This window comes from Paraburkholderia unamae (assembly GCF_003096875.1).
Classification (GTDB): Bacteria; Pseudomonadota; Gammaproteobacteria; order Burkholderiales; family Burkholderiaceae; genus Paraburkholderia; species Paraburkholderia unamae.
Window position 1 is genome coordinate 1 of sequence record NZ_QEOB01000044.1, and the last position, 21,516, is coordinate 21,516.

The following is a 21,516-nucleotide window of genomic DNA, read 5'->3' on the forward strand; positions in this document are numbered from 1 at the left end:
CATTCTGCGCAACTCGAACGGCGAGCGCTTCATGGAGCGCTACGCGCCGACGCTGAAGGACCTGGCGCCGCGCGACTTCGTTTCGCGTTCGATGGGTCAGGAAATCATCGAGGGGCGCGGCGTGGGTCCGCACAAGGATCACATCCTGCTCGACCTCTCGCATATCGGCACCGATACCATCACGAAGCGCCTGCCGTCGATTCGCGAGATCGCCATCCGGTTCGCCAACGTCGATCCGATCAGGGAGCCGATCCCGGTCGTGCCGACCATCCACTACCAGATGGGCGGCATTCCGACGAACATCAACGGTCAGGTCATTGGCACCCCGAAGGGTCACAAGGAAGTCGTGAACGGCTTCTATGCCGTGGGCGAATGCTCGTGCGTCTCGGTGCACGGCGCGAACCGCCTCGGCACGAACTCGCTGCTCGACCTCGTGGTGTTCGGCCGTGCGGCCGGCAACCACATCATCAAGCACGTGAAGGAGCTGCGCGATCACAAGCCGCTGCCGGCCGACGCCGCCGACTTCGCGCTCTCGCGCCTCGCGAAGCTGGAAAAGTCCTCGTCGGGCGAGTACACGCAAGCGGTCGCCGGCGACATTCGCTCGACGATGCAAAAGCATGCGGGCGTGTTTCGCACGGAGAAGCTGATGGCCGAAGGCGTCAGCAACATCGAGGAAGTGGCCGAGCGCGTCAAACATGTGCACCTGAAAGACAAGTCGAAGGTGTTCAACACGGCGCGCGTGGAAGCGCTGGAACTGACCAACATGATCGAGGTGGCCCGCGCCACGATGGTGTCCGCTGAAGCGCGCAAGGAAAGCCGCGGTGCGCACGCGCCGAGCGAGCACAAGGAACGCGACGACGAAAACTGGCTGCGCCACACGCTCTGGTACAGCGAAGACAACCGCCTTGAATACAAGCCGGTTCACATGACGCCGCTGACCGTCGCGCCCGTGCCGCCCAAGCCGCGTACGTTCTAAGGCACAAGCCAGTCACAAGGAATCGGAAATGGCCAAACGTATTTTTGAAGTCTACCGCTACGATCCGGACAAGGATGCAGCGCCGCGCATGCAGACATACGAGCTGGAACTCACGCACGAGCGCATGCTGCTCGACGCACTGGTCAAGCTCAAGGCAGTGGACGAAACACTGTCGTTCCGCCGTTCGTGCCGTGAAGGCGTGTGCGGTTCGGACGCCATGAACATCAACGGCAAGAACGGTCTCGCCTGCTTGACCAACCTGAACGACCTGCCGGCGAAGATCGTGCTGCGCCCGCTACCGGGCCTGCCCGTCGTGCGCGACCTGATCTGCGACTTCACGCAGTTCTTCAACCAGTATCACTCGATCAAGCCGTACCTGATCAACGACACGCCGCCGCCCGAAAAGGAACGTTTGCAGTCGCCTGAGCAGCGTGACGAACTCGACGGCCTGTACGAGTGCATTCTGTGCGCAAGCTGCTCGACTTCGTGCCCGAGCTTCTGGTGGAACCCGGACAAGTTCGTCGGTCCGGCAGGCCTGTTGCAGGCTTACCGCTTTATCGCGGACAGCCGCGACGAAGCCACGGGCGACCGTCTGGACAACCTGGAAGACCCGTACCGGCTGTTCCGTTGCCACACGATCATGAACTGCGTCGACGTTTGCCCGAAGGGTCTGAACCCGACCAAGGCGATCGGCAAGATCAAGGAACTGATGGTCCGCCGCGCGGTTTGATGCGGCAGGCCAGTAACGGGGTCACGCCAGTCTGATCCCTGGCCTCGCGCGCCCACCAGGTGCGCGAGGCGTTGACGTAGACCTCATCGCGACTTCCGTCGCAACCACGCCCATCACCACGCTCAAACCATCAGCATGCCGAAATAATCTTTCGGCATGCCGATGCTCTCAGCCGGGCGAATCAGACCTTCCGGTCCACCCCATCGCCCGATGACGCGGGAATGACCGTCTTCTCGCCGCTAATCAAGTAATCAAGCAGGTGCGCACATGCAGACTCGTACACATGCGCCGGAACCAGTTGAAGCTGCCAGTCGTGCACGGTCAGCACGATCTTGAGCGCGTCGATATCGGCTTCGGCAAGCTGCCATGACCCATCCTCGTCGGCGCGCAGGCTGCATTGATACAGCGCGGATTCCGCGTCCTGGAACACGTCCAGCTCGCAGCCCTGCTCGATGGTGTCGCGCAAGAGGTAGGTCAGATAGACAGTGCGAAAGAGCAGCGTGACATGCAGGCTCGCGCCGTAGCGGCTGCGCAGCGCCTCTAGCGCCAGATGGTTCTGCAACGAGGTCGCGCGAACCATTGACGCGGCGAGCGGCAAGAGTGTGTTGCGGGTCACGTGTTTGTAACCCGTTTTCCTGAATTTGGGGCGGCCCATGAATGCGTATCCTGATGGCTCACTGAACGGCCGGAGCGAAGCGCTCGCGGCGCAGGGTGCGATGTCCCGGTAGCGTTGGCCAGGGCGCTATGGCGCAACGAGACATTCGGGGAGTGACGTGGATGACGTCTGCTTCGAGGGGAAATAACACCGGACGGGGCCGGCAAGGCGGAAAGGGAATGAGTGCCTGCCACGCTCCTCCATGTGAGCCGCAGGCTCTGCGGGTTGGGTAGGCAACACGGGCACTCACGCAGTAATCCCAGCGCGTTGGGGGTCAACGAATCCTGGTTCGGCCCCGCGGTGCGCCATCCCGCTTGCAACAAAACTTCTCGCACTCCTCGCATACCTCGCGAAGCGGCCGACGCCGTGGCCAGGGCGAAGCGTCTTCTTAACGCGCGCGGCGCGCGATCTCAGCTACCGAAATAGATATTGCAGAAGCTGACCGGACCGACGCATTCGTCCTTCTTTGCGGGCTTCGCGCTCTCGCTACGGGCAGGGGCTTGCGCTGCCTGCGGGGCGGCGGATTGCACGACTTGTTGGGGAACACCCGCTGCCGGTGCCTCGCTCTGCGCATACGCAGCGGCGGCGGCAAACAGCGAACAGGCAACAACAGCGATCTTCAGGGACTTCATTTTCATCTCCAGTGCTAACGGGTACTGCGTAAGCAGTGATGTGACTATATGACCTGGAGTCGAAATGATTAAGGACGCGGCGTGGATCGCATCTTTGCAGACCGCAGCAAGATCGCGCGGGCCCTCTGCTTCAAGCGGCGCGCGTGCGCAGCGGACGGTGAAACGAGGCCTGGCGCGCAATCGCGCCGAGCGGCGTGTCGCGGTCGATGAGCGCGCTGCGGATGAAATGCAGGTGGCTCAGGAGCCGCTGCACGTCGTGGCGGCGCTCGCGGTCGTGGCGGACCGCGGGCAGCGCTTGCTGGGCGATCCAGGTGGCCGCGCTCACCGCCATCAGCGCGCGTTCGAGCTGCTCCGCGCCGGGATGCTCGAAAAGCCGCGCAATATCGCTTTTCACCTGTTCGAGGCATGCGTTCCACCGGCTGTCGGCGGCGCCTAACCACGCGGCGGTGTGCGCCTCGTGGCGCAGGTCGATGACGGCGTGCCCCACTTCCAGCGTGATCAGCATCCAGCGCAGTGCGCGGCGGTGCGCCTGCGCACGCCCGCTAAGCAGAAGCCGCAACTGGTGCATCAGATCGTGCGTGCCCGACTGAAACTGCTGATTGAGGCCATCCAGTTCGCCGTGGCACGCAAGCACGACCTGAGCGCGCAACGCCACGCGCATGCGCTCGACAAGCCAGGTCATGTGAGGCGGGAACACCACCGCGAACGCGAGCGCGGCCAGGATCATCGCCGCGACGACCGCGATGCCGTTGTTGATCAGCAGATCCGGCGTATAGGCGATGACGTTGTCGGGGCCCGCGAGCAGACACAGGAACACGGAAAAGCCCACCCCGAAGCCCGCGATGCGCGGGCGCGTCGCGAGGAACGCGCCGAGCGCGAAGAACGGCGCGAGCACGGCGCAAAGCAGCGGAAAACCGTCGATGTTCGGATACGCGTAGCACAGGAGCAGATAGCCCACCACGGCCGCGCAGCCCGCGCCCGCGGCCATCTGGAAGGCCATGCGCGTGGCGCGCGGCGCGGACGACGTGAGCGCGCAGGTCAGCGCGCCCGCGATCATCGCGAGGCCGCCGCTCGGCCAGTCGGTTTCCACCCAGAACCAGCCGAGCGTGGCGACCACCACGGCCGTGCGCATGAAGGTGAACGCCACCACGTACCAGCTCGTGCGCGGCACATAACGCGTGATGCGGCGCTCCGTGGGCAGGCCCGCCTGCCTGAGCGACGCCCAGGTGCGGCTGTAGCGGACGATCTCGGCCGTGAAGCGATAGATCAGTTCGGCCGATGTATCGAATTCCTGCAACGCATCGGGCGCGGTGGTTTCCAGCGGCCGGCGGGTCTCGCGTACGTGGCGCGGCAGCGTACGCATGAACGTCTCCAGCCCTCGCGCGATGCGCAGCGCGTACGCGCGATCCGCTTCGCCCTGGCGCGGGCGCTGCGCGAGCAGCGCGGCAAGCTCGCTGAAATACGGCGCGAGCGGCGCGATGGCTTCCTCGCTCCAGCGCAGGCGCTTTTTCAGTTGCCGCAACGCGTGCAGGCGCGCGCACACGTCCATGAACTCGCCGTTCAGCCGCGCCAGCAACTGGCTGCGCGCGCGCATGATCGGGTCTTCGAAAAAAGAGAATGCGCGCGTGGCCTCGAAGCCCACGATCTCATCAACGAGTTTCGCGAATCGCCCTTCGAACGCGCCTCTTTCGATCCCGCTCGACAACACGAGCGCCGCGAACGAGGTGAAGTCCAGATAGCGTGTGCGCAGCGTGCTCTCCAGCAGCGAGACCGTCTGCCGGGGCAAGATCACGGCGCTGACCACGCCGGAGCACAGAATGCCCACGGCCACTTCGGCCCCGCGCCCAAGCGCGGCGAGAAAGAGACCGTTGGGCTGCATCACGAGCGGAATGCCGATCAGCGCGGCGGTATAGCCCGCCAGCACGAAGGCGTACCAGCGGAAGTGCCGGTTGCGCATGGCCGCCGCAGTGCAGGCGGCGACCCAGGCCGTGATGCCCATGATGTATAGCTCGGGCTGCTGGATAAACACCGCGCCCAGCACCACCGCCGCGATCATGCCCACCGCGGTGCCCACGATGCGATACACGCTCTTTGCGAAGACCATGCCGGACAACGGCTGCATCAGCACGAACACCGTCGTCATCGCGATACGCGGCTGCGGCAAGTCGAGCAGCATCGCAATGCCCATCGCGAGCAACGCGGCCGTGACCGTCTTGAGCAGGTGAAGCCAGATCGTGCCGTGACTGGCCCGCCAGTCACGCAGGCCGAGCCGCACCGCGCGCCAGATGACCCGGGCGCGATGAGGCAGGTTTATCGCTCGATTGACTGCTCGCTCGCGATTCATGAAAAAGCACGACACCCGGTTTGTTATGAAGAGAGCCGCTGCGCATGGCGAGCTCGGGCGCCGATTGTATGGGGCTCAATCGGGCGAATTAATGGGACTCAAAAAGAACCTCCCTTCCAGATCGCTCAACAATGGCGAATCACAACCAGCGACAATATCGCTTTTACAGCGAACAAAAATATTCACAAGGAAGTCTGGCAGGTCTGATGGATACCCTACAAAACATGCGGGTGCTGGTCCGCGTTGTCGAAGCCGGCAGTTTCACGGCGGCGGCCCAGTCGCTCAACTCACCCACAAGCGCGGTGTCACGCGCGGTCTCGGAACTGGAAGCCCGTATTCGCACCCGTCTGCTTAACCGCTCGACGCGCCGGCTCGCGCTCACGCCCGCGGGCGAGGTTTATCTGAAGCGCTGCAAACAGATACTCGCCGACGTCGCGCGCGCGGAAGACGAAGCGGGCGGCGCGCACGAACGCCCCGCAGGCGCGCTGCGCATGCACAGCTTCGCGAGCATCGGGCAGCAGTACATCCTGCCCGCCATCTCGCGCTATCGCATGATGCACCCCGAAGTGACGGTCGAACTCACCCTTTCGCAGTCGCTACCCGATCTGTTCGAGGGCAGCAGCGACGTGTCGGTGATCACCGCCGCCTCGCTGCCGAACTCCGATCTCATCTCCCATCCACTGGGCAACTCGTGCAGCATCCTGTGCGCATCGCCCGACTATGTGCGCAAGCACGGCGCGCCGCGCACCCCGGCGGATCTCACGCGTCATGACTGCCTGATCCTCAGGACGCCCGGCGTGCCCGCTCACGAATGGACGCTGGAAGGACCCGAAGGCAGCGTCAAGATGCACGTGAGCGGTCCGGTTCAGGTGAATATCGCGGAGTCGCTCGCGGTGGCGATACGCGAGGGCCTGGGCATCGGCATGCTGCCGGTGTATACGGCGATAGAGGGCTTGCGCGACGGCACGCTCGTGCGCGTGCTGCCGCGCCACGTGCTCCAGAAGAACAGCATTCACGCGCTCTATCCGTCGCGCAAGTTCGTGGATGCGAAAACGAAAACGTGGGTGGAATTCCTGCGCGTGCATCTTTCGCAAGTCATCGCCCGCGACATGACCTTGCTCGAAGAACTCACGCAGCAATCGCTCGCCGGTGCGGCCGCCGTGGCGTAGCCGGTTTCGTTTTCAGCCTTTCAATTCGTAATCCGAACGTCATGCGAACCGGTCAATGCGCAAACTTCCGGCGACAAACCGAAAGCACCTGCTGCCTGAGCCAGCGATGCGCGGGGTCCGCTTCCGAACGGGGATGCCACATCTGCGACACGGTGATCTTTCCCGTGGCGACCGGAAGCTCGAACGCGTAGACATCATCGCAAGCGAGTCCCTGCCCGCCATCGGTCCGGCTGCTCAGGAACGAGGCGGGCAGGAGCGCAACGAGATTCGAATCGCGCGCCACGGCCAGCGCGGCAGGAAAGCCCGGCACCACGGCGACGATCGTTCGCTCCAGTCCCAACGCGGCCAACGCGTCATCCACGGGCCCGTTCGCCACGCCTCGCCGCGACGCGACGACGTGGTCGAACGCCACGTACCGTTCGGCGCTCACCTGGGCGTCGGCTTCCAGCGGATGGCCTTTTCTGACGACGCCCACAAAGCGATCGCGAAACAGCGCCTGCAAGCGCACCTCCGGACCCATTTCGCCCAGCACGCCGATTTCCAGATCGGCCGAGCCGTCGCGCAGGGGCGTCGCGGTCTTTTCCGGTTTCGGCGCGAAACGCAAACGCACGTGCGGCGCGACCGACATGGCCGCCGCGATCAGCGCCGGCCCGAAGGCTTCGACAAAGCCTTCGTTGGCGCGAATGGAAAAGGTCCGCCGCAACGTTTGAAGATCGAGTTCGGTCCTCGCGGGAAGCAGAACGGCGCGCGCCTCGTCGAGCGCCGCGCGCGTGCGTCCGCCCATTTCCTCGGCATAAGGGGTCAACACCATGCGCCGGCCCGCGCGAACCAGCAGCGGATCTCCCGTGGCCTCGCGAAGCCGGGTCAAGGTGCGGCTCATTGCCGAGGCGCTCAACCCCAGCCGCCGCGCCGCGCCAACCACGCTGCCATCAACGAGCAAGGCATCGAGCGCGACGAGCAGATTCAGATCGGGTTCCGGCATGTTACGTCCTGGCAGGGAGTATCGGGTCATGGCGTCCGGTGCACGGTATCAATGCAGCGCGCGCGCGTTCCGCCGCGATGCGGCCGCCGATATATTGCCTGTACCGCTTGATGCGCGCTTGATATGCGCTCGATAGACGCTTGATGCGCTCCCTCCATTCTCGTTCACAGGAAACACGCCCATGCCGGACGCCACCATTCAAAAAACCGCCCTGATCATCGGCGCGTCTCGCGGCCTGGGATTCGCCATGGTCGAGGAATATCTCAAACGCGGCTGGCGCGTGATCGCCACGGGCAGAGAACACTCCACGGCGAAGCTGCGCCAGCGCGCGCAAAGCGCGGCGGGCGCGCTGGAAGTCGAAACGGTCGACATCACCGTGCCGGACCAGGTCGCCGCCTTGCACGAGCGGCTCGCAAGACGGCGGCTGGATCTCCTGTTCGTCAATGCCGGCGTCAAGAACGACGACGGCGAAACGATCGCGGATGTCTCGACGGAAGCATTCGTGCGCGTGATGGTGACGAACTCGCTGAGCCCGATGCGCGTGGTCGAGGCGTTTGAGGATCTCGTCCAACCCGGCGGCACGATTGGCGTGATGTCCTCGGGGCAAGGCAGCGTCACGAACAACGTGAACGGCAATTACGAGGTGTACCGAGGCAGCAAGGCGGCGCTCAACATGTTCATGCGCAGCTTCGCGGCGCGCCACGCGAGCGACCCGCGCACCCTGCTGCTCATGGCGCCCGGCTGGGTGCGAACCGACATGGGCGGGCCGCAAGCGAGGCTCGGCATCGAGGACAGCATTCCGAATCTGGTGAACACGATCGACGCTCACGCGGGCCGCGCGGGCTTGCATTACGTCGACTATCTCGGGCGCACCGTTCCGTGGTGATCCGCGTGGCCTTGAGCGATTTTCGCACGAACGTGCGAAAGATGGATCGCGCCGATCCTTCCGCCAGCCGGAACAGTGCCTTTGGAAATTAGGGGTTAACCCCAAGTCATACGACTTCTACACTTCTGGTCATGGGTTGCGGCAAATACCGCACCCAATACCAACCAAACTGGAGGTCGTAATCATGAAGTCGCTTATTCAGGCTGTTGCCGTAGCCGCTGCCCTTATCGTCCCGGTTGCTTCGTTCGCCCAGTCGAACGCGCCGCTGACCCGCGCCCAGGTGCGCGCCGAACTCATCCAGCTCGAAAACGCCGGCTATCGCCCCGGCGACGGCGACAACGCTCACTATCCGGAAGCGATCCAGGCCGCCGAAGCCAAGGTCGCCGCGCAGAACAGCGCCGTGGGCGGCGCCCCGGCGGGTTCGTCGGCATCGGGTGCGCCCGCCGTCTTGCGCCCCTCGGATGACGGGATGAAGCCGGTCTACTTCGGCCAGTAATTGCCGCGCGGCCCGCAAGTCCAGGTCGAGCGCGCGTGAAGCGCCCGTTCCTGGCGGAACCTCCGGCCGCAGCGCGCGCCCCGCGCTCCGGTCTTGCCCGGACCGCCAAGGTCCGGGTCTTTTTCGCCGCCGTGCCGTTCGTCCCCGCACGGCTTGACGCGACCCAGGCGCATGACGCTCAGCGCGCGGAGCTTGTCACCGGCTTCCACGCGCCGTCGCTCACCTGATACAGCGTACAGATGGCATGATTGCGGTCGCCGTTCTGCGCGAACGAAATCGCGCCCGTCACGCCGTTGAATTCGAGCCCCTTGAGCGCGCGGGAAATATCGCCGGGCGCGGCCGATTTCGCGGCCTGCATCGCCGCAATCGCCATGCGCGTGCTGTCGTAGGCAAACGGCGAATACGGCAGCGGATCGCCGCCGAAGCGCGCCTTGTACTGGTTCGCGAAACCGTTGCCGCCAGGCAGGCTTTGCAGCGACGGCCCGTTTTCCCAGGCCATCGCGCCTTCGGCCGCCGGTCCGGCCAGCTTCAGGAAATTGACGTCGGCAACGCCGCCGCCGGCCAGGAACTGCGCCTTCATCCCAAGCTGCTTCATCCGTTTCACGATCAGCGCGCTTTGCGTATCGAGGCCGCCGAAGAACAGCAGATCCGCGTTGAGCGACTTGATGTGCGTGAGCTGTGCGCTGAAATCCACCGCCTTGTCGTTCGTGTACTCGCGATCGACTATCGTGCCGCCCGCGGCGTTCACCGCGCGCACGAATTCGTCCGCTTCGCCCTGACCGAATGCGGTCCGGTCGTCGAGCACCGCGATGCGCGTCGCTTTCGTGACCTTCACCGCGTAAGCGCCTGCGTTGCCGGCATTCTGCGCGTCGGTGGCGATGATGCGGAACACGTTCGCATAGCCGCGCGCCGTGATCGAGGGATTCGTCGCCGATGGCGTGATCATCGGAATGCCCGCACGGTCGTAGAGCGTGGACGACGGCAGCGTCGTGCCCGAGTTGAAGTGACCGATCACGACAGCCACGCCGCCGTCCACGAGCTTTTGCGCCACCTGCACGGCGGTGCGGGGGTCGCTCTGGTCGTCCTGCGAAACGATCTCGAAGCGCACGTCGTCAGCGCCGATGCGCGGGTGCTGCCCGTTCGCTTCGTCCACCGCCATGGTCACGCCGTTCAGGATGTCCTTGCCATAGCCGGCGTCCTGCCCCGTCAGCGGCCCGACCACGCCGACCTTCACGGTAAGGGCCGCCGCGTGCGCGAGGCCGCCCGACAAGCCAAGGACGACGCAGGTACACAGGGAAGGCAGCAAGCGGATTTTTCGTTCAGTACACATGGGTCAATACTCCGTAGCGGGTTGAATACGTAGTTAGTACATCGAATCGTTGCTCACGCGACCGCCTTATCATGAGGTCGCGTCACTCGATACGTGGCGGGTCGAGCGATGGTTCAGGCGGCGTTCATCAGCCCGCGGGGCGTGTTCCCTCGACAAAACGTAACGTTACGCCGTGCGCGGGCGCGCCTTCGACGCACACGGCCTGCGCGCTTCGTTGCGCCGCGACGCCGCCACGGTGCAGCACGTCCGCGAGGGCGTCGAGCGATTCGACCGTGAACGTGAGCGCGGAAAAGCATGGCAGCGCGCGGGAAACAGCAGCGGGCGTGGCGCTGTCCAGCCGCACGTCGACCTTGCCGCAACGGATCAGGCGGCTCGTCTCGCCAAGTCCGGTCGCGCTCGCCGCGAGCACGCGCTCGTAGCGGTCCGTGGCCATCTCCATCAGCGCGGGAGGAATCGAAATCGTCACGCCCACAAGCCCCGTCACGCCGTTCGGATGCGCCGCCCGCCCAGGCTCGTAGACGAGTTCGGGCGTGAGGTGTTCGCACGCGAACACGCGGCCGCCAGGCGTGTACGCCACGTCGACCTGCGTGATGCGAAAGCTTGCGTCCGCACTGCCCTGCGCGGTCTGCACGGGCCGCGAAAAGCTCGCGGGCGCCTCGACCGGAATGCCGGCGGCGTGCCAGTCGCGATGCAGCGCCTGCGCATCGTCGGTCGCGACCACCATGGCGGCGGCGCCGTCGCCGTGTTCGAGAAAGCCGGAGAAGAACGCCGTCACGGGGTGCGGGCGGCGCACCGTGAGCAGTTCGAGATAGTCGCCGCCGAACATCGCGCAATGGTTCTCGGAGCCCATCGTGTGAAAGCCGCGAGGCGTGAGCGCAAAACCCATTCGCGTGAAGTCGTCGCGGGCGGCGTCGAGGTCGCGCACCGCGATGACGACATGGTCGATTCCAGATAAATGCCGTGCCATTGAAAGCTCCTAGTCGCGCTGGTCTTTCCAGCGGTAATAAAGCATCGCGCCGATCGCGAGCCGCTCGACGATCGCGTGGGCCGCAATGGGCCGAAGCGTGGAAAACGGCAGCCGCGAGCCGCGCTCGTCGCCGCTCAGCGCGACGTCCGCCAGCTCGGCGCCCACGGCCGTCGAAAGCGCGACGCCACGCCCATTGCAGCCGTACCAGGTGTAGAGCCCGTCGTCGAGCTTCGCAAAGCGGGGCATGCGATCGGGCGTCACCGCGAAATCGCCATGCCACAAATACTCGAAACGCAGCGGCAGGCCGTCCAGTTGCGGGAACATGCGCCGCACGCGCGCGTCTATGCGTCGACGCAACCGGTCCTCATAGCCGAACGGCACGACGAGCGCGCCGCCCGTCACGAGCCGCCCTTCGCGGTCGAAGCGCGCGAAGTGAAGATCGGACTGCGTGTCGGACATCGCGTGGTCGTGCGGAAGGATCGAGGCGCGCAGGTGCGCCGGCAACGGTTGCGTCGCCATCTGGTAGGAGCGCATCGGCAGCAGCGCGTCCGCGATGCCGGGCCACGGCGCGCGCGCCGGGCGCCCCGTGTAGCTATGCGTCGCGATCAGCACCCGGCGGGCCTGCACGCGCGCGTCGCCGTGCGCCGCCACCCAGTGCGCGCTCTCGCGCGTGAGCGAGGAGACCGGCGTGCGCGTGTGGATGCAGGCGCCCGCATCCTGTGCGGCGCGCGCGAGCCCCCGCACGAAGGCAAGCGGGTTCAGGTGGCCGCCGGTCATGTTCTGCCAGCCGCCGTGCCAGAACGACGAGCCGGTCAGTTCGGCGGTGCGGTCCCGGTCGAGCAGTTCCGCCTCGACGCCGCACCGCCGCCATTGTTCGACGCGCGAGCGCGCAAGACCAAGACGGCTTGCCCGGTGAGCGGGCTGGATCCAGCCGGCCTGCACCGCGCCGCAATCCATGCGGTGCCGCCGCGCCAGATCGAACACGGTATTGGCGGATTCGCCGATCAGCGAGACGAGCGCCTCGCCCTTCTCCGCGCCATATTCCGCGACGATCGCATCGGGATCGGCTCGCGTCATGGCGGGAATCACCTGCCCGTTGTTGCGCCCGGAAGCGCCCCAGCCAATTTCGGCGGCTTCGAGCACGACCACGCGGCTGCCGCGCTCCGCCGCGCGCAACGCGGCGCTCAGGCCGGTGAAACCCGCGCCGATGACGAGCAGGTCCGCGAAGTACGTGCCGGGCGGCAGCGGCGCGGTCGATACCGCCGCAGCGGTCGTGGCCGCCCACAGCGACGGGGGAAAACGGTCGGAATCGAGATTCGGGTCAGCCATCGCGAGAGTCGGGAATGAAGGATGTCGAGGGCCGCCACGCGAATCGTGGTTCATGTGTCGGCACCCGGAAATCTTATCGACCCCTCGGGAGAAGCCAATTTCTTAATTCCCTTCTACGCTGCGAATTTCCGGAATCCGTATCTAGCGATCAGGTTGAAGCCAGTTTTATTTTCCCTGAGTTGTGAAAACTCGCGATGTAAAAACCCGCTTGGCGCTTGTTGGCGAACGGTCGTGCGGGCCGCCTTGCACGCATGCCGGGCCGATTCACGCAGTGCCGCGTGTCACTCGCGGTCCAGCACGGCCACCGCGCGTGCCGTCGCGGACGGCATCAGCAACACGGCCACCGCGAGCGAAATCAGGCATCCGGCAAAGACTTCCTCGATACGCAGTTTCGCGAGCGGCATGATGGCGAAACCGAGCTGACCATAAACGAGGCCAACGAGCATCGTGATAAAGAACACGCCGCGCGCATACGCGTGAAGGATGTAATAGGCCCAGCCGAAAACCGACAAGGCCATCGCGGCCACGAGCACCCAGGGCTCTTGCCCGCATACGGTCACGACCAGCACGCTGGCCGCCGCGCCGGTCAACGTGCCCGCAATCCGCTTCATGACGCGCGTGCGCGTGCCCTGATGCGACGTGGTCCCGAGAAAAACGACGAACGTGGTGATGACGGCCCACATCGACCGGTCCTCCGACAACGCGCCGCCGGCCAGCATGGCGAGCAGCGCGGCGAGCGTGGCCACCAGCGCAGGCCGCCACGCGAGCCGGTGAAACCGGTGTGCGAGCATGGCCGTAAGTGGTTGCCAGGTCAGTTGCCCGGTCGGCCGCCCGCTCACGATCAGGTCCGCGAGATAACGCATCGCCGCGCCGGTCCATGCCTTCGCCGCCGCAACGCTGTGGGGCAACGCCTGCATGAACGACGGCAACGGCGCGCCGCCGCGCTCCACGGCAATGACGACGCGCCCGACGAACACCACGACGAGCGGCGCGATCGTCATTACGATCAGCATTTCCATCAGCCGCGCGTGGGAAGGATGCAGATAGAGGCCGAGGTAAAAGCACACCAGCGTGATCAGCGCCGCGCCTACCGCGCGCGCACCGAGCGTCTGGCACAGCATGCCCACGAACACGACCAGCAGCGAGCCGGTCATGCGCAGCGCGGGTTGCGAGGCGACTTCAGCGGCGCCCGCAAACGATGCGAAAGCGCAGAAGTAGAGAATGAGCAGCGAAACGAGCCAGCCCGACACACGCGCTTCGCGCAGAAACAGCGGCGCGATCATCGCGAACAACGCGCCGGGGACGGCGAGCGTCGGCGTGCCGTGATGCTGGAGCGCCCACGCCACGCCAAGGCCCGCCGTCAGCAGGCAAGCGAGCGTGGAGCGCGCGGCGGCGCGCAGGCGCGCGAATTCGGGGTCGTGGACCTGGGCGCGATTGAACGCGCGTGAGCAGGCGGCGGCGATCATGGTCGACGATATCCGTGCATGTCGGCAAGCCGGCTTGTGGCCGCGTGCCGATATCCGGGCGCAACAGCCCGGCGTTGAGTGGACGCCCCAAGGCGCACTCGTGCCGGGATCTCCGGCCTGGCGTGCGCCCGGCGAGGCGTGCTTCCCGGCCGCGCGCAGGCGGCGTCGAGGGTGCGACGCCCGGCACACGATACGGGTTTTCCCGGATGATAGCCGATCAAAATAATGTCGATGCCGCAATCGACAAAAAATCGCGCGGGCTACTATCGCGGTCGCCGCGACGGATTCCCCCGCAATACCACAGGAATCCTTATCAACCTTCGTCGTTCATGCGCTTCGCGGCAAAGGCGGCCACCCATGCTGTCGGGCAGACGGCCGCCTTGCCGGCCGCCCTGTTAGTGATGCAGGTATTCGCTGCGCGCGATGGGCGTCGCGTGGACCTTCGCGTACTGGAACGCCGGTATCGCCTTGACCGCGGCGCGCGTCGCGCCCGCCCAGACCAGCTTGCCGTTGGCGATATCGATTTGCGTGATCGGCACGGCAACGTCATGTTGCGACACCCCGAGGAACTGATGCGCGGCGACGATCGCAAAGGAAACGGCGTCGTTCGGCGCGACGATGATGTCGTGCAGCACGCCGACCTTCTCGCCCTGATCGTTATAGACGGGCTTGCCGAGGAGGCTTTGCTTCGCGCTCCAGCCATTCACGATCAGCGACGCCTGCTCCACGCTTACGCCGATGGTCTGGGCGCCCGCCACCTGCGCCTGGGCAAGCGGTGCCAGCAGGCCAAGCGAGGCAGCGGCGAGGGCTGCAACAGCCAGTTTTGCAACGTTCATCATTCACTCCCGGGTATCAATTGAGCTTGTCACGCTTCGTATGGAAAATCGCGCGGGGCTCCCGGTCCGCTCGCTCTGGCGGTCGAACCGGAGCCCTGCACGCGATACCACTGTGCCCGTGATCGCAACCCGTTGTTTTCGTATTCGCACGCTAACGTGAGGGCGCCGCGCGCGAGCGCCGCGCCATCGCGATTCTTTCGGCAGCGCCCCCGCATTCGCGCGTGCATTTGCAAAAGAAAGCGGGCCGGGAGTCGGCTAGATTGGTGCGTTCTCCGCGCATGCGCCCCACTGACCTCCTGAATCGACTCTATCGACTCCATCGGCCATGAATATCGATGACGACCGCCCCCTTCCCGCCCAGCTTCATCATTTGCGGTTCCAGTTGCCTTATGCCCATCTTTCCCCGGTATTCGGCAACGACTGGATCGCCCTCAAGGCCGAAGCGTTCGCGCGGTTTTTCGGAACCCCCTCGTTTCTGCTCGTGCAAACCCTCGTCGTCGCGATCTGGATCGCGTTGAACGTGAGCGGCGTCACGCATTTCGACGCCTATCCTTTTGTCCTGCTCAATCTCGCTTTCAGCCTGCAATCGGCCTATGCCGCGCCGCTGATCCTGCTCGCGCAAACCCGCCAGGCCGACCGGGACAAGGCGCATGCCGACGCCGACGCGCGCCACCGCGAAGCCCTCGCCCTCGCGGCTGAACAGCGCGACAAGGCGCTGGCGCACCAGACCGGGCAACTCAACGCGCTGCTTCAGAAAAATACCGAACTGACGACGTTGACGCGCGACCTGACCGAGCAGATCGCGCGGCTCACCAACGACGTGCATGAAAAGATCACGCGCGACAAGCACGCGAAATCCGGGCCGGCCAGGTCCGCCGACACATTCGACCTTTAGGCCGGCGTCACTGCGAACTCCCGAGATACGGCGAGCTCGGCGCGCGCGGCGGGAACGGTTGCGCGCCCGACTGCTCGGAGAAGCTGTACCGCAAATACACGGCCGCGAGCCATTCGCGATATTGATACGCATTGCCAAGCGACGCCAAAGCGCCCACCGCCAGTTGTGGCCCAAGCTGATACTCGCCGCTCGCATGGAGCGAGTAGGCGAAGCTCGTCTTGCTTTGCCCCGGATAGATGGCGTTCGAATCGAGCGTGGTCGTCGTCGTGCTGTTCATGTTGCTTGCGGCGCTCGCCTGCAAGGCGGCGTCGAGCGGGAAATACGACACGGCGTCTTCGCGGTAGTGCTGCACGCCAATCGAGCCCTTCAGGTCGAACGTGAACGGCCCGCTGCGCCCCGCATACTCCACCGGAATATTCAGGATCACATATTGTTGCGGACTGAAGTACCCGCCCTGGCCATACGTGTAGTACGACTGGTTCTTGTTGAACATCATCCAGGTGGTGTTCACGCCGACGGTCAACGTCTCGTCCGTATCCTTGTAGACGCGCGTATAGAAGCCGCCGCCCAGCTTCGCGGCGAAGTTGCCCTGCACGTGGTGGCCGTCGTAGTAGGACACTTCGCCGTTCGCGTAGAGCCCGTTCGTGCCGTCGTCCCAGCCAAGCGCCGCGCGCGTGCCCGACTTCGTCACGCCGCCCCATTCGAGGCCCGCTGCCGCGTCGCGAGCGCCTGCATAGGACAACAGACTGTCCGTGACGGCGCGCCGCGTGACCGCGAGCGAGTAGGCGACCTTGTCGGTTGCGTTGGCGTTGTACTCCAGCCCGCCCACCACGTCCTGATAGCGAAAGCCAACCGGCGTGCTGCCGATATCGGCCTTGACCGACTTGCTCTCGTAGCCGATGGAGAGCCCCACGCCGCTTGCCGTCTGCGAGCCGAAGCTGCTGCTGCCGGTCGCGCTTTGTGACAGGCCCGCCCCGAAGCGCGCGAGCGTCGGCAGGTCGGTCTGCGCCGTGCCCGCGTCGAGCATGACGGGCGTGGCCGTGACGACCACGTGGCCGTTGCCCGCCTTGATGCGGCCTTCGATGGGCGCTTCGATGTCGCTGAGATTCGACAAGCCGTCTTCACCCGCGCGATTGCGGAACACCACGCCACCCGACACCGTGCTCGACTGCTCGCGATTCACCTGCGCGAGTTCGTCGGCGACATCGGACGCCTGCGAATTCGCCACCGGCCGCTGCGCGCTGGCCGCGCCGTTCACGCCCGCGGCGGGCGCGGCGTAGGCCTGCGCGTAGCCTGCGGGCGGCTGCGGAATATAGGCCGGCGCGTTATAGCCCTGTTGCGGATACGGCGGTTGCGGCGTGTAAGGCTGGGCGTAGCCTTGCTGGGCATAACCCTGCTGCGCGTAGCCTTGCTGCGGATAACCTTGTTGGGGATAGCCCTGCTGCGGATAGCCTTGCTGTGGGTAAGCCCCCTGCGGATAAGCGCCCTGCTGCGCATAGACCGGCGCATTCGTCCTGCGCCTGGCGCTCTGCTTGCGCGCGGCGGCGCTTTTTCCCGTTGCGGGCTGCGCATAGCCCGCCTGGGCCGCTTGCGCGGCCGGTGACATCGGCCAGGGCGACGCGACATACGGCTGCTGCACAGCGCCTGCCTGCGGGTAGCCGCCTTGCGCATACGGCTGCGGAGCCTGCGCATAAGCCGCGGGCGCATAGGCCTGCTGCTGCGGATACGGCGCATATTGTGCATACGGCTCGCGCGGCGGCGCGGAAGCAGGACCGCCCGAGGCGCTGGAGCCGGAGATGTCCTGACCGTAGCCGCTGGAATCCACCGGCGCGACCGGCGCCTGGTAACCCGTCACGCCCGCGCTGGGCGCCGAATAGGGCGCCACGTACGGCGCGGGCTGCTGCGGGGGCGGCAATGGGGTAGGCACGGTCGATACGGGATGCAAAAGTTTGGACCACGAAGGAGAGCTCGGCGACGGCGTGGCGGCGCCGTTCGCGTTCGCGCCGGCGGCGTCGACGGCGGTCTTGCCTTCGAACGGATTGGTGCCCGGCAGCGGATTCGCGCCAATTGGCCGGCTGAGCGCTTCCCAGCCGCGCGGCACGAGGGCGGCTGATCCGGCAGTGGCGGCAGCGGTGGCGACGCGCGCACCAACCGGCGTCGTGCTGGCCACGAGCGACTTCTTCAGGTAAGTCGCCGCGAGCGAGAGCTTGCCCTGCGCGCGATACATGCGCCCCACGGCGGCGAGCACTTCGGGGGAATCCTGCGCGCCGTTCAGCGCGGCGTTGGCCAGTTGCTCGGCATAGCGCCAGTCGCGCGCGCTGGTGGCGGCATAGAGCGCGGCCAGTTGCAAACCGCGGTCGTCCGGGCGGCGCGCGAGCGCCACGCGGTAGCACTTGAGCGCGTTGGCCGGGTCGCCCGCCGACGTGTAAAGCCGGGCGAGCGCTGCCTGGAGGTCGGGGTTCTCGGGCATGGCCGCGAGCCACGGCGCGATCACGGCGTAGGCGCTCGCGAGATCGCCGCTCGTGCGCACGGCGTCGGCCTGGCGCACGACGATCGAGAGATTGAGGTTGTCGAAATCGGTGCGTTGCTCGGGCGTGAGCGGCATCGTCTGCAAGCGCCGCATGACTTCGCCGAGCAGCGCGTCCTGATGGCTCGCGAGCAGGATGCCCGCGTATTGGAGCTGCAAAGCGGCGTCGCCGGGCGCGGCCGCCATCGCGCCTTGCACGAGCGCGAGCGCGCGGGCCGGATCGCCCGCGCTCACGTAGCCGCCCGCCAGCACGCCGATCAGCGCGGCGTCGCCGCGCGCGACCGGCTCGACACCACGCAAAAGCGCGAGCGCCTGCGGGTTCTGGCCGCGCTTCGCCAGTTGCCCGGCGAGATCGACCTGCTGGCCAACCCACAGGCGATGCTGAAGCCCGGTCATCGCGCTCGTGCGCTTGTCCACGGGAATGCGTTCGAGCGTCTGCAAGCCGTTCGCGTAGTCGTGCGCCTCCTCCGACAACAGCGCGCTCGCATACAGCGCGTCCACCATGTCGGGATGCGCGGCCAGCAGGCTGTCCATCATGCTACGCGCGGTGCCCGATGCGCCCTGGCGCACGTAGATGCGCGCGAGGTCCAGGCGCAGCCACGGATCGTCGGGATTGCCCGCGAGCGCGCTTTCGAACAGGCTGCGCGCGCGGCCCAGATCGCCCTGCGCTTCGGCCGCGCGCGCCTGCGCCGCCTCGGCGGTGCTGCGCAAGCGGTCGAGGCCGCCCGCCTTGTCCTGCTGCGCGGCGGTCAATTGCGTGGCGAAGGCGAGCGCCTCGTCGCCGCGCCCCTGCGCGGCGAGTGCGCCGACCAGCCCGCGAATCGCGTCCGGGTTGTCGGCCTGACGGCGCAGCGCCATGCGGTACGCCTGCTCGGCGCCCTGGGGATCGCGGTTGGCGAGCAGCAGTTCGCCCAGCATCACCTGCGCCGTGACATCCGACGGATTGAGCGCGATCGCGCGCTCGAACAGCGACTTCGCTTTCGCGGTTTCGCCGTTGCTTTGCGCGCCGAGCGCCGCGCTCGTGTAGCTCCAGTAGGTCGCGCTCCTGAGCGCCTCGCGCCAGCGCGCGGCGTCGCCCGCGCGCGAAGCCCGTTCCAGGTCGTTGCGCGCCGCTTCGAAATGCTCCTGCTTGAGTTCGACGATCCCCATGCCGCCCAGCGCGTCGGGATCGTTGGGCGCGTTCGCGAGCACGGCCGCGAAGCGCGCGCGCGCCGTCGCGAGGTCGTTGCGGTCGAGCGCGGCAAAGCCTTCGCCCACCGCGCGCCCGCGCGCGTCGTTCGCCGCCGCCTCGCCGCCGCGCTCGCGCGTGGCGCGGTCCTGCGCGACCATGCTGTCGTAGCGCGCCTTCACGGCGGGGTCGTCGGGGGCGAGCTTGAGATAGCCGTCGAAAAGCGCCTGGTCCGACGGCCGCGCCGCCAGCCAGAGCAGCGCCTGACGCCAGCTCTGGCGCGCCTCGCGCCCGTACTTGCCGTCGCTCACGAGCGTCGCCAGCCGCGCGATGCCGTCGCGCCGCGTGGTGTCGCGATACGTGAGGTGCTGCGCGTAGGCCAGTTGATAGCGCGGATCGTCGGGATTCTCGCGCGCGAGCTGTTCGAGGCCGCGGCGCGCCTCGTCCCAGCCGTCGGGCGTGGCCGCGAGCGCCTGGTAATATTCGAGCCGCAGCCCCGGCGCGGCCGGCGCGCCCTTCAGCGCCTTCTGATACTGCTCGACCGCCTGAGCGCTCTTGCCCGTCTGCGCGAGCCGCCGCGCGTCGTCGACGGCCTGGTCGCGCGGGCTCGTCTGGCCCAGACGCCTGCCCAGTTCGTCGATGTCGGGATAGTTCGGCGCGACCGCGCGCAATTGATCGAGATAGCCTTCGGCCTTGCCGCCGTCCTTGCGGTCGGCCATCACCATGCCCATGCCGAACAGCGCGTCGGCCTGCTTCGCGTCGATGCGCAGCACTTTCTGCCAGGCCTGTTCCGCGAGGTCGCCGCGACCGTGCGCCTGCCAGTACTTGCCCTGATCGATGAGCGCCTTGAGCGCGTCGTCCGCGGCGCGCGCGTACGGCGCGTGGGAGGCGCTCATGAGGCCCGCGAGCGCGAGCAGCGCCGTGATGCGCGTCATTCGCATGCGCCCCTCCACGACGGCGTCAACTGGCCGTTCGCCTCGAAGCGGTAGCGGCCTTCCACCGCGCCGCCGCCAAAGAGCCCGAGCACGCGGTCGTAGTACACGAGCGTGTCGTCGCCGGGCGCGGCAAGGCGCGCACGCGCGAGCGCGAGTCCCGTCTGGTCGCCTAGCGCCGCGAAGTACGGCGCAAGCGCCCCCCAGTAGCCGGGCGGCGCCTCGCCCGTGCCCACCCCGCTCGTGACCGCAACCCGTTCCGGCGGCGCGCCGGTTTGCGCAACGCGCGCCGCCATGCCGCGCACCGAGTCGAGCCAGGGCCTGGCCAGCGGATCGGCGGCATTCGCGAGACCCGCCCACAGATACACACGGATGGCGTCGTAGCTGCCGGTGTCGCCGCTGTTGCGATCGACGACGAACTGGCCCGCGCGCCATGCGGCCCAGTCGGGCGCGAAGCCGTGCGGCGAGGTGGCCGCGATCATCGTCTGCGCGTTGCGCGCGAGCGCGTTCCAGGGACCGCCGCGCAACTCGTGCGCGAGGCCGCGCAGCACCGGCAACGGCAAATAGCTCGGGTTCAGGCGTGTGACGTCGCCGGTCGCGAAGCCTTGCGGCCCCGGCACCAGCATGGGGCCCAGGCCCGCGAGATCGGCGACCTCGCGCCTCGCGATCTCGTCGGCGAGCGCGGCGCCGAGCGCCGTGTATTCGGGCGCGCGCCACAGCCGCCCCGCCTGCAACAGGTCATAGGCCATCCAGAGATCCGCGTCGGAGGCGGCGTTCGCATCGAGCACGCCCCACGAGCCGTCGGGCCGCCTGCCCCACTGCCACGCGGGCAGCCGCACGCTCTTGTCGTCGAAGTTGCCGCCCGCCAGATTGGTGCGCGTCCAGCCCAGCATCCTGTCGAAATTCGCGCGGTCGTTGGCGACCAGCGCGAAGAACATGCCGTACGACTGACCTTCGGAGGTGGATTGCTGCACGGGCGTCGAGGCGTCGAACACACGGCCGTCGGCCTGCATCGCGTGCGCGACGAAGGCTCGCCAGGCGCTCCAGTCGCCGCAGCGCGCGGCGCTGGCGTGCGCCACGGCGGGCGTGAGCGCCGCGCCGAACAGCGCGAGCGCGGGAAATAGCGCGGATAAGCGCACGGATAAGCGCGCGCGCTCACCGAAGCGCTTCGATGAGCGAGGGATGCGAGGCGTCAT

The 21,516-nt window shown here is 66.8% G+C and carries 17 protein-coding genes; 6 read left to right on the forward strand and 11 right to left on the reverse strand.

Annotated elements, in window-relative coordinates; all coding sequences use genetic code 11:
• Together C7402_RS44300 and C7402_RS44305 are read left to right on the forward strand one after the other, a co-directional pair.
• Positions 1-976, forward strand: a 976-nt coding sequence (locus C7402_RS44300) for an FAD-binding protein (protein ID WP_116615056.1), incomplete at its 5' end; no start/stop codon positions are given.
• Positions 977-1,004: 28 nt separating this feature from the next.
• Complete coding sequence (locus tag C7402_RS44305; protein ID WP_112178092.1) at positions 1,005-1,706, forward strand: succinate dehydrogenase iron-sulfur subunit; 702 nt, start codon at positions 1,005-1,007, stop codon at positions 1,704-1,706.
• 181 nt (positions 1,707-1,887) lie between these two features.
• On the opposite strand, the gene C7402_RS44310 is transcribed toward C7402_RS44305, so the two are convergent.
• The 3 genes from C7402_RS44310 to C7402_RS44320 form a co-directional block, all read right to left on the reverse strand.
• Positions 1,888-2,361 (reverse strand): hypothetical protein, encoded by a 474-nt coding sequence (locus C7402_RS44310; protein ID WP_116615057.1) that lies wholly within the window; start codon positions 2,359-2,361, stop codon positions 1,888-1,890.
• 410 nt (positions 2,362-2,771) lie between these two features.
• Complete coding sequence (locus C7402_RS44315) at positions 2,772-2,993, reverse strand: hypothetical protein (RefSeq protein WP_112178090.1); 222 nt, start codon at positions 2,991-2,993, stop codon at positions 2,772-2,774.
• Positions 2,994-3,123: 130 nt separating this feature from the next.
• The gene (locus tag C7402_RS44320) at positions 3,124-5,337 is read right to left on the reverse strand and encodes an FUSC family protein (protein WP_116615082.1); all 2,214 of its coding nucleotides are present in this window, start codon (positions 5,335-5,337) and stop codon (positions 3,124-3,126) included.
• 206 nt (positions 5,338-5,543) lie between these two features.
• Here C7402_RS44320 and C7402_RS44325 point away from each other — a divergent pair, with 206 nt between their 5' ends.
• Positions 5,544-6,506, forward strand: coding sequence for a LysR family transcriptional regulator (locus C7402_RS44325; protein ID WP_116615058.1), 963 nt, complete (start codon positions 5,544-5,546; stop codon positions 6,504-6,506).
• A 52-nt stretch (positions 6,507-6,558) separates the two neighbouring features.
• Here C7402_RS44325 and C7402_RS44330 read toward each other — a convergent pair whose 3' ends face one another.
• Complete coding sequence (locus tag C7402_RS44330; RefSeq protein WP_116615059.1) at positions 6,559-7,488, reverse strand: LysR family transcriptional regulator; 930 nt, start codon at positions 7,486-7,488, stop codon at positions 6,559-6,561.
• A gap of 181 nt (positions 7,489-7,669) precedes the next feature.
• On the opposite strand from C7402_RS44330, the gene C7402_RS44335 reads away from it, so the two are divergent.
• Together C7402_RS44335 and C7402_RS44340 are read left to right on the forward strand one after the other, a co-directional pair.
• Positions 7,670-8,374 (forward strand): SDR family NAD(P)-dependent oxidoreductase, encoded by a 705-nt coding sequence (locus C7402_RS44335; protein ID WP_112178087.1) that lies wholly within the window; start codon positions 7,670-7,672, stop codon positions 8,372-8,374.
• A 184-nt stretch (positions 8,375-8,558) separates the two neighbouring features.
• A complete protein-coding gene (locus tag C7402_RS44340; protein ID WP_112178086.1) occupies positions 8,559-8,870 on the forward strand; it encodes a DUF4148 domain-containing protein in 312 nt (103 codons plus the stop codon).
• Positions 8,871-9,048: 178 nt separating this feature from the next.
• Here the strand turns inward: C7402_RS44340 and C7402_RS44345 are convergent, their stop codons facing one another.
• From C7402_RS44345 to C7402_RS44365, 5 genes are all read right to left on the reverse strand, one after another.
• Positions 9,049-10,200 carry a branched-chain amino acid ABC transporter substrate-binding protein gene (locus C7402_RS44345; RefSeq protein ID WP_116615060.1) on the reverse strand — a complete coding sequence of 384 codons (1,152 nt, stop codon included), beginning with the start codon at positions 10,198-10,200 and terminating at the stop codon, positions 9,049-9,051.
• 127 nt (positions 10,201-10,327) lie between these two features.
• The gene (locus C7402_RS44350; protein ID WP_116615061.1) at positions 10,328-11,167 is read right to left on the reverse strand and encodes a VOC family protein; all 840 of its coding nucleotides are present in this window, start codon (positions 11,165-11,167) and stop codon (positions 10,328-10,330) included.
• A gap of 9 nt (positions 11,168-11,176) precedes the next feature.
• Positions 11,177-12,496, reverse strand: coding sequence for an NAD(P)/FAD-dependent oxidoreductase (locus tag C7402_RS44355; protein ID WP_116615062.1), 1,320 nt, complete (start codon positions 12,494-12,496; stop codon positions 11,177-11,179).
• Positions 12,497-12,777: 281 nt separating this feature from the next.
• Positions 12,778-13,962 carry an FUSC family protein gene (locus C7402_RS44360; protein ID WP_116615063.1) on the reverse strand — a complete coding sequence of 395 codons (1,185 nt, stop codon included), beginning with the start codon at positions 13,960-13,962 and terminating at the stop codon, positions 12,778-12,780.
• A 395-nt stretch (positions 13,963-14,357) separates the two neighbouring features.
• Positions 14,358-14,798, reverse strand: a complete 441-nt coding sequence (locus C7402_RS44365; RefSeq protein WP_112178094.1) for a PRC-barrel domain-containing protein — start codon at positions 14,796-14,798, stop codon at positions 14,358-14,360.
• 325 nt (positions 14,799-15,123) lie between these two features.
• Between C7402_RS44365 and C7402_RS44370 the strand changes: the two genes are divergently transcribed.
• Complete coding sequence (locus C7402_RS44370; RefSeq protein ID WP_112178081.1) at positions 15,124-15,693, forward strand: DUF1003 domain-containing protein; 570 nt, start codon at positions 15,124-15,126, stop codon at positions 15,691-15,693.
• 7 nt (positions 15,694-15,700) lie between these two features.
• Here C7402_RS44370 and C7402_RS44375 read toward each other — a convergent pair whose 3' ends face one another.
• Together C7402_RS44375 and bcsZ are read right to left on the reverse strand one after the other, a co-directional pair.
• Complete coding sequence (locus C7402_RS44375) at positions 15,701-20,329, reverse strand: cellulose synthase subunit BcsC-related outer membrane protein (protein WP_116615064.1); 4,629 nt, start codon at positions 20,327-20,329, stop codon at positions 15,701-15,703.
• Positions 20,320-21,516: a cellulose synthase complex periplasmic endoglucanase BcsZ gene (bcsZ, locus tag C7402_RS44380; protein ID WP_116615065.1), complete on the reverse strand. Its 1,197-nt coding sequence runs from the start codon at positions 21,514-21,516 to the stop codon at positions 20,320-20,322. The genes C7402_RS44375 and bcsZ overlap by 10 nt, the downstream gene beginning before the upstream one ends.

What these genes read in the sequence shown, in the direction of transcription:
- C7402_RS44330 (WP_116615059.1), bottom strand. Translation starts at nt 7,488, where the DNA reads ATGCCGGAACCCGATCTGAATCTGCTCGTCGCGCTCGATGCCTTGCTC.
- C7402_RS44305 (WP_112178092.1), top strand. Translation starts at nt 1,005, where the DNA reads ATGGCCAAACGTATTTTTGAAGTCTACCGCTACGATCCGGACAAGGAT.
- C7402_RS44335 (WP_112178087.1), top strand. Translation starts at nt 7,670, where the DNA reads ATGCCGGACGCCACCATTCAAAAAACCGCCCTGATCATCGGCGCGTCT.
- C7402_RS44325 (WP_116615058.1), top strand. Translation starts at nt 5,544, where the DNA reads ATGGATACCCTACAAAACATGCGGGTGCTGGTCCGCGTTGTCGAAGCC.
- C7402_RS44340 (WP_112178086.1), top strand. Translation starts at nt 8,559, where the DNA reads ATGAAGTCGCTTATTCAGGCTGTTGCCGTAGCCGCTGCCCTTATCGTC.
- C7402_RS44355 (WP_116615062.1), bottom strand. Translation starts at nt 12,496, where the DNA reads ATGGCTGACCCGAATCTCGATTCCGACCGTTTTCCCCCGTCGCTGTGG.
- C7402_RS44375 (WP_116615064.1), bottom strand. Translation starts at nt 20,329, where the DNA reads ATGCGAATGACGCGCATCACGGCGCTGCTCGCGCTCGCGGGCCTCATG.
- C7402_RS44350 (WP_116615061.1), bottom strand. Translation starts at nt 11,167, where the DNA reads ATGGCACGGCATTTATCTGGAATCGACCATGTCGTCATCGCGGTGCGC.
- C7402_RS44365 (WP_112178094.1), bottom strand. Translation starts at nt 14,798, where the DNA reads ATGAACGTTGCAAAACTGGCTGTTGCAGCCCTCGCCGCTGCCTCGCTT.
- C7402_RS44360 (WP_116615063.1), bottom strand. Translation starts at nt 13,962, where the DNA reads ATGATCGCCGCCGCCTGCTCACGCGCGTTCAATCGCGCCCAGGTCCAC.
- C7402_RS44315 (WP_112178090.1), bottom strand. Translation starts at nt 2,993, where the DNA reads ATGAAGTCCCTGAAGATCGCTGTTGTTGCCTGTTCGCTGTTTGCCGCC.
- C7402_RS44320 (WP_116615082.1), bottom strand. Translation starts at nt 5,337, where the DNA reads ATGAATCGCGAGCGAGCAGTCAATCGAGCGATAAACCTGCCTCATCGC.
- C7402_RS44370 (WP_112178081.1), top strand. Translation starts at nt 15,124, where the DNA reads ATGAATATCGATGACGACCGCCCCCTTCCCGCCCAGCTTCATCATTTG.
- bcsZ (WP_116615065.1), bottom strand. Translation starts at nt 21,516, where the DNA reads ATGACGCCTCGCATCCCTCGCTCATCGAAGCGCTTCGGTGAGCGCGCG.
- C7402_RS44310 (WP_116615057.1), bottom strand. Translation starts at nt 2,361, where the DNA reads ATGGGCCGCCCCAAATTCAGGAAAACGGGTTACAAACACGTGACCCGC.
- C7402_RS44345 (WP_116615060.1), bottom strand. Translation starts at nt 10,200, where the DNA reads ATGTGTACTGAACGAAAAATCCGCTTGCTGCCTTCCCTGTGTACCTGC.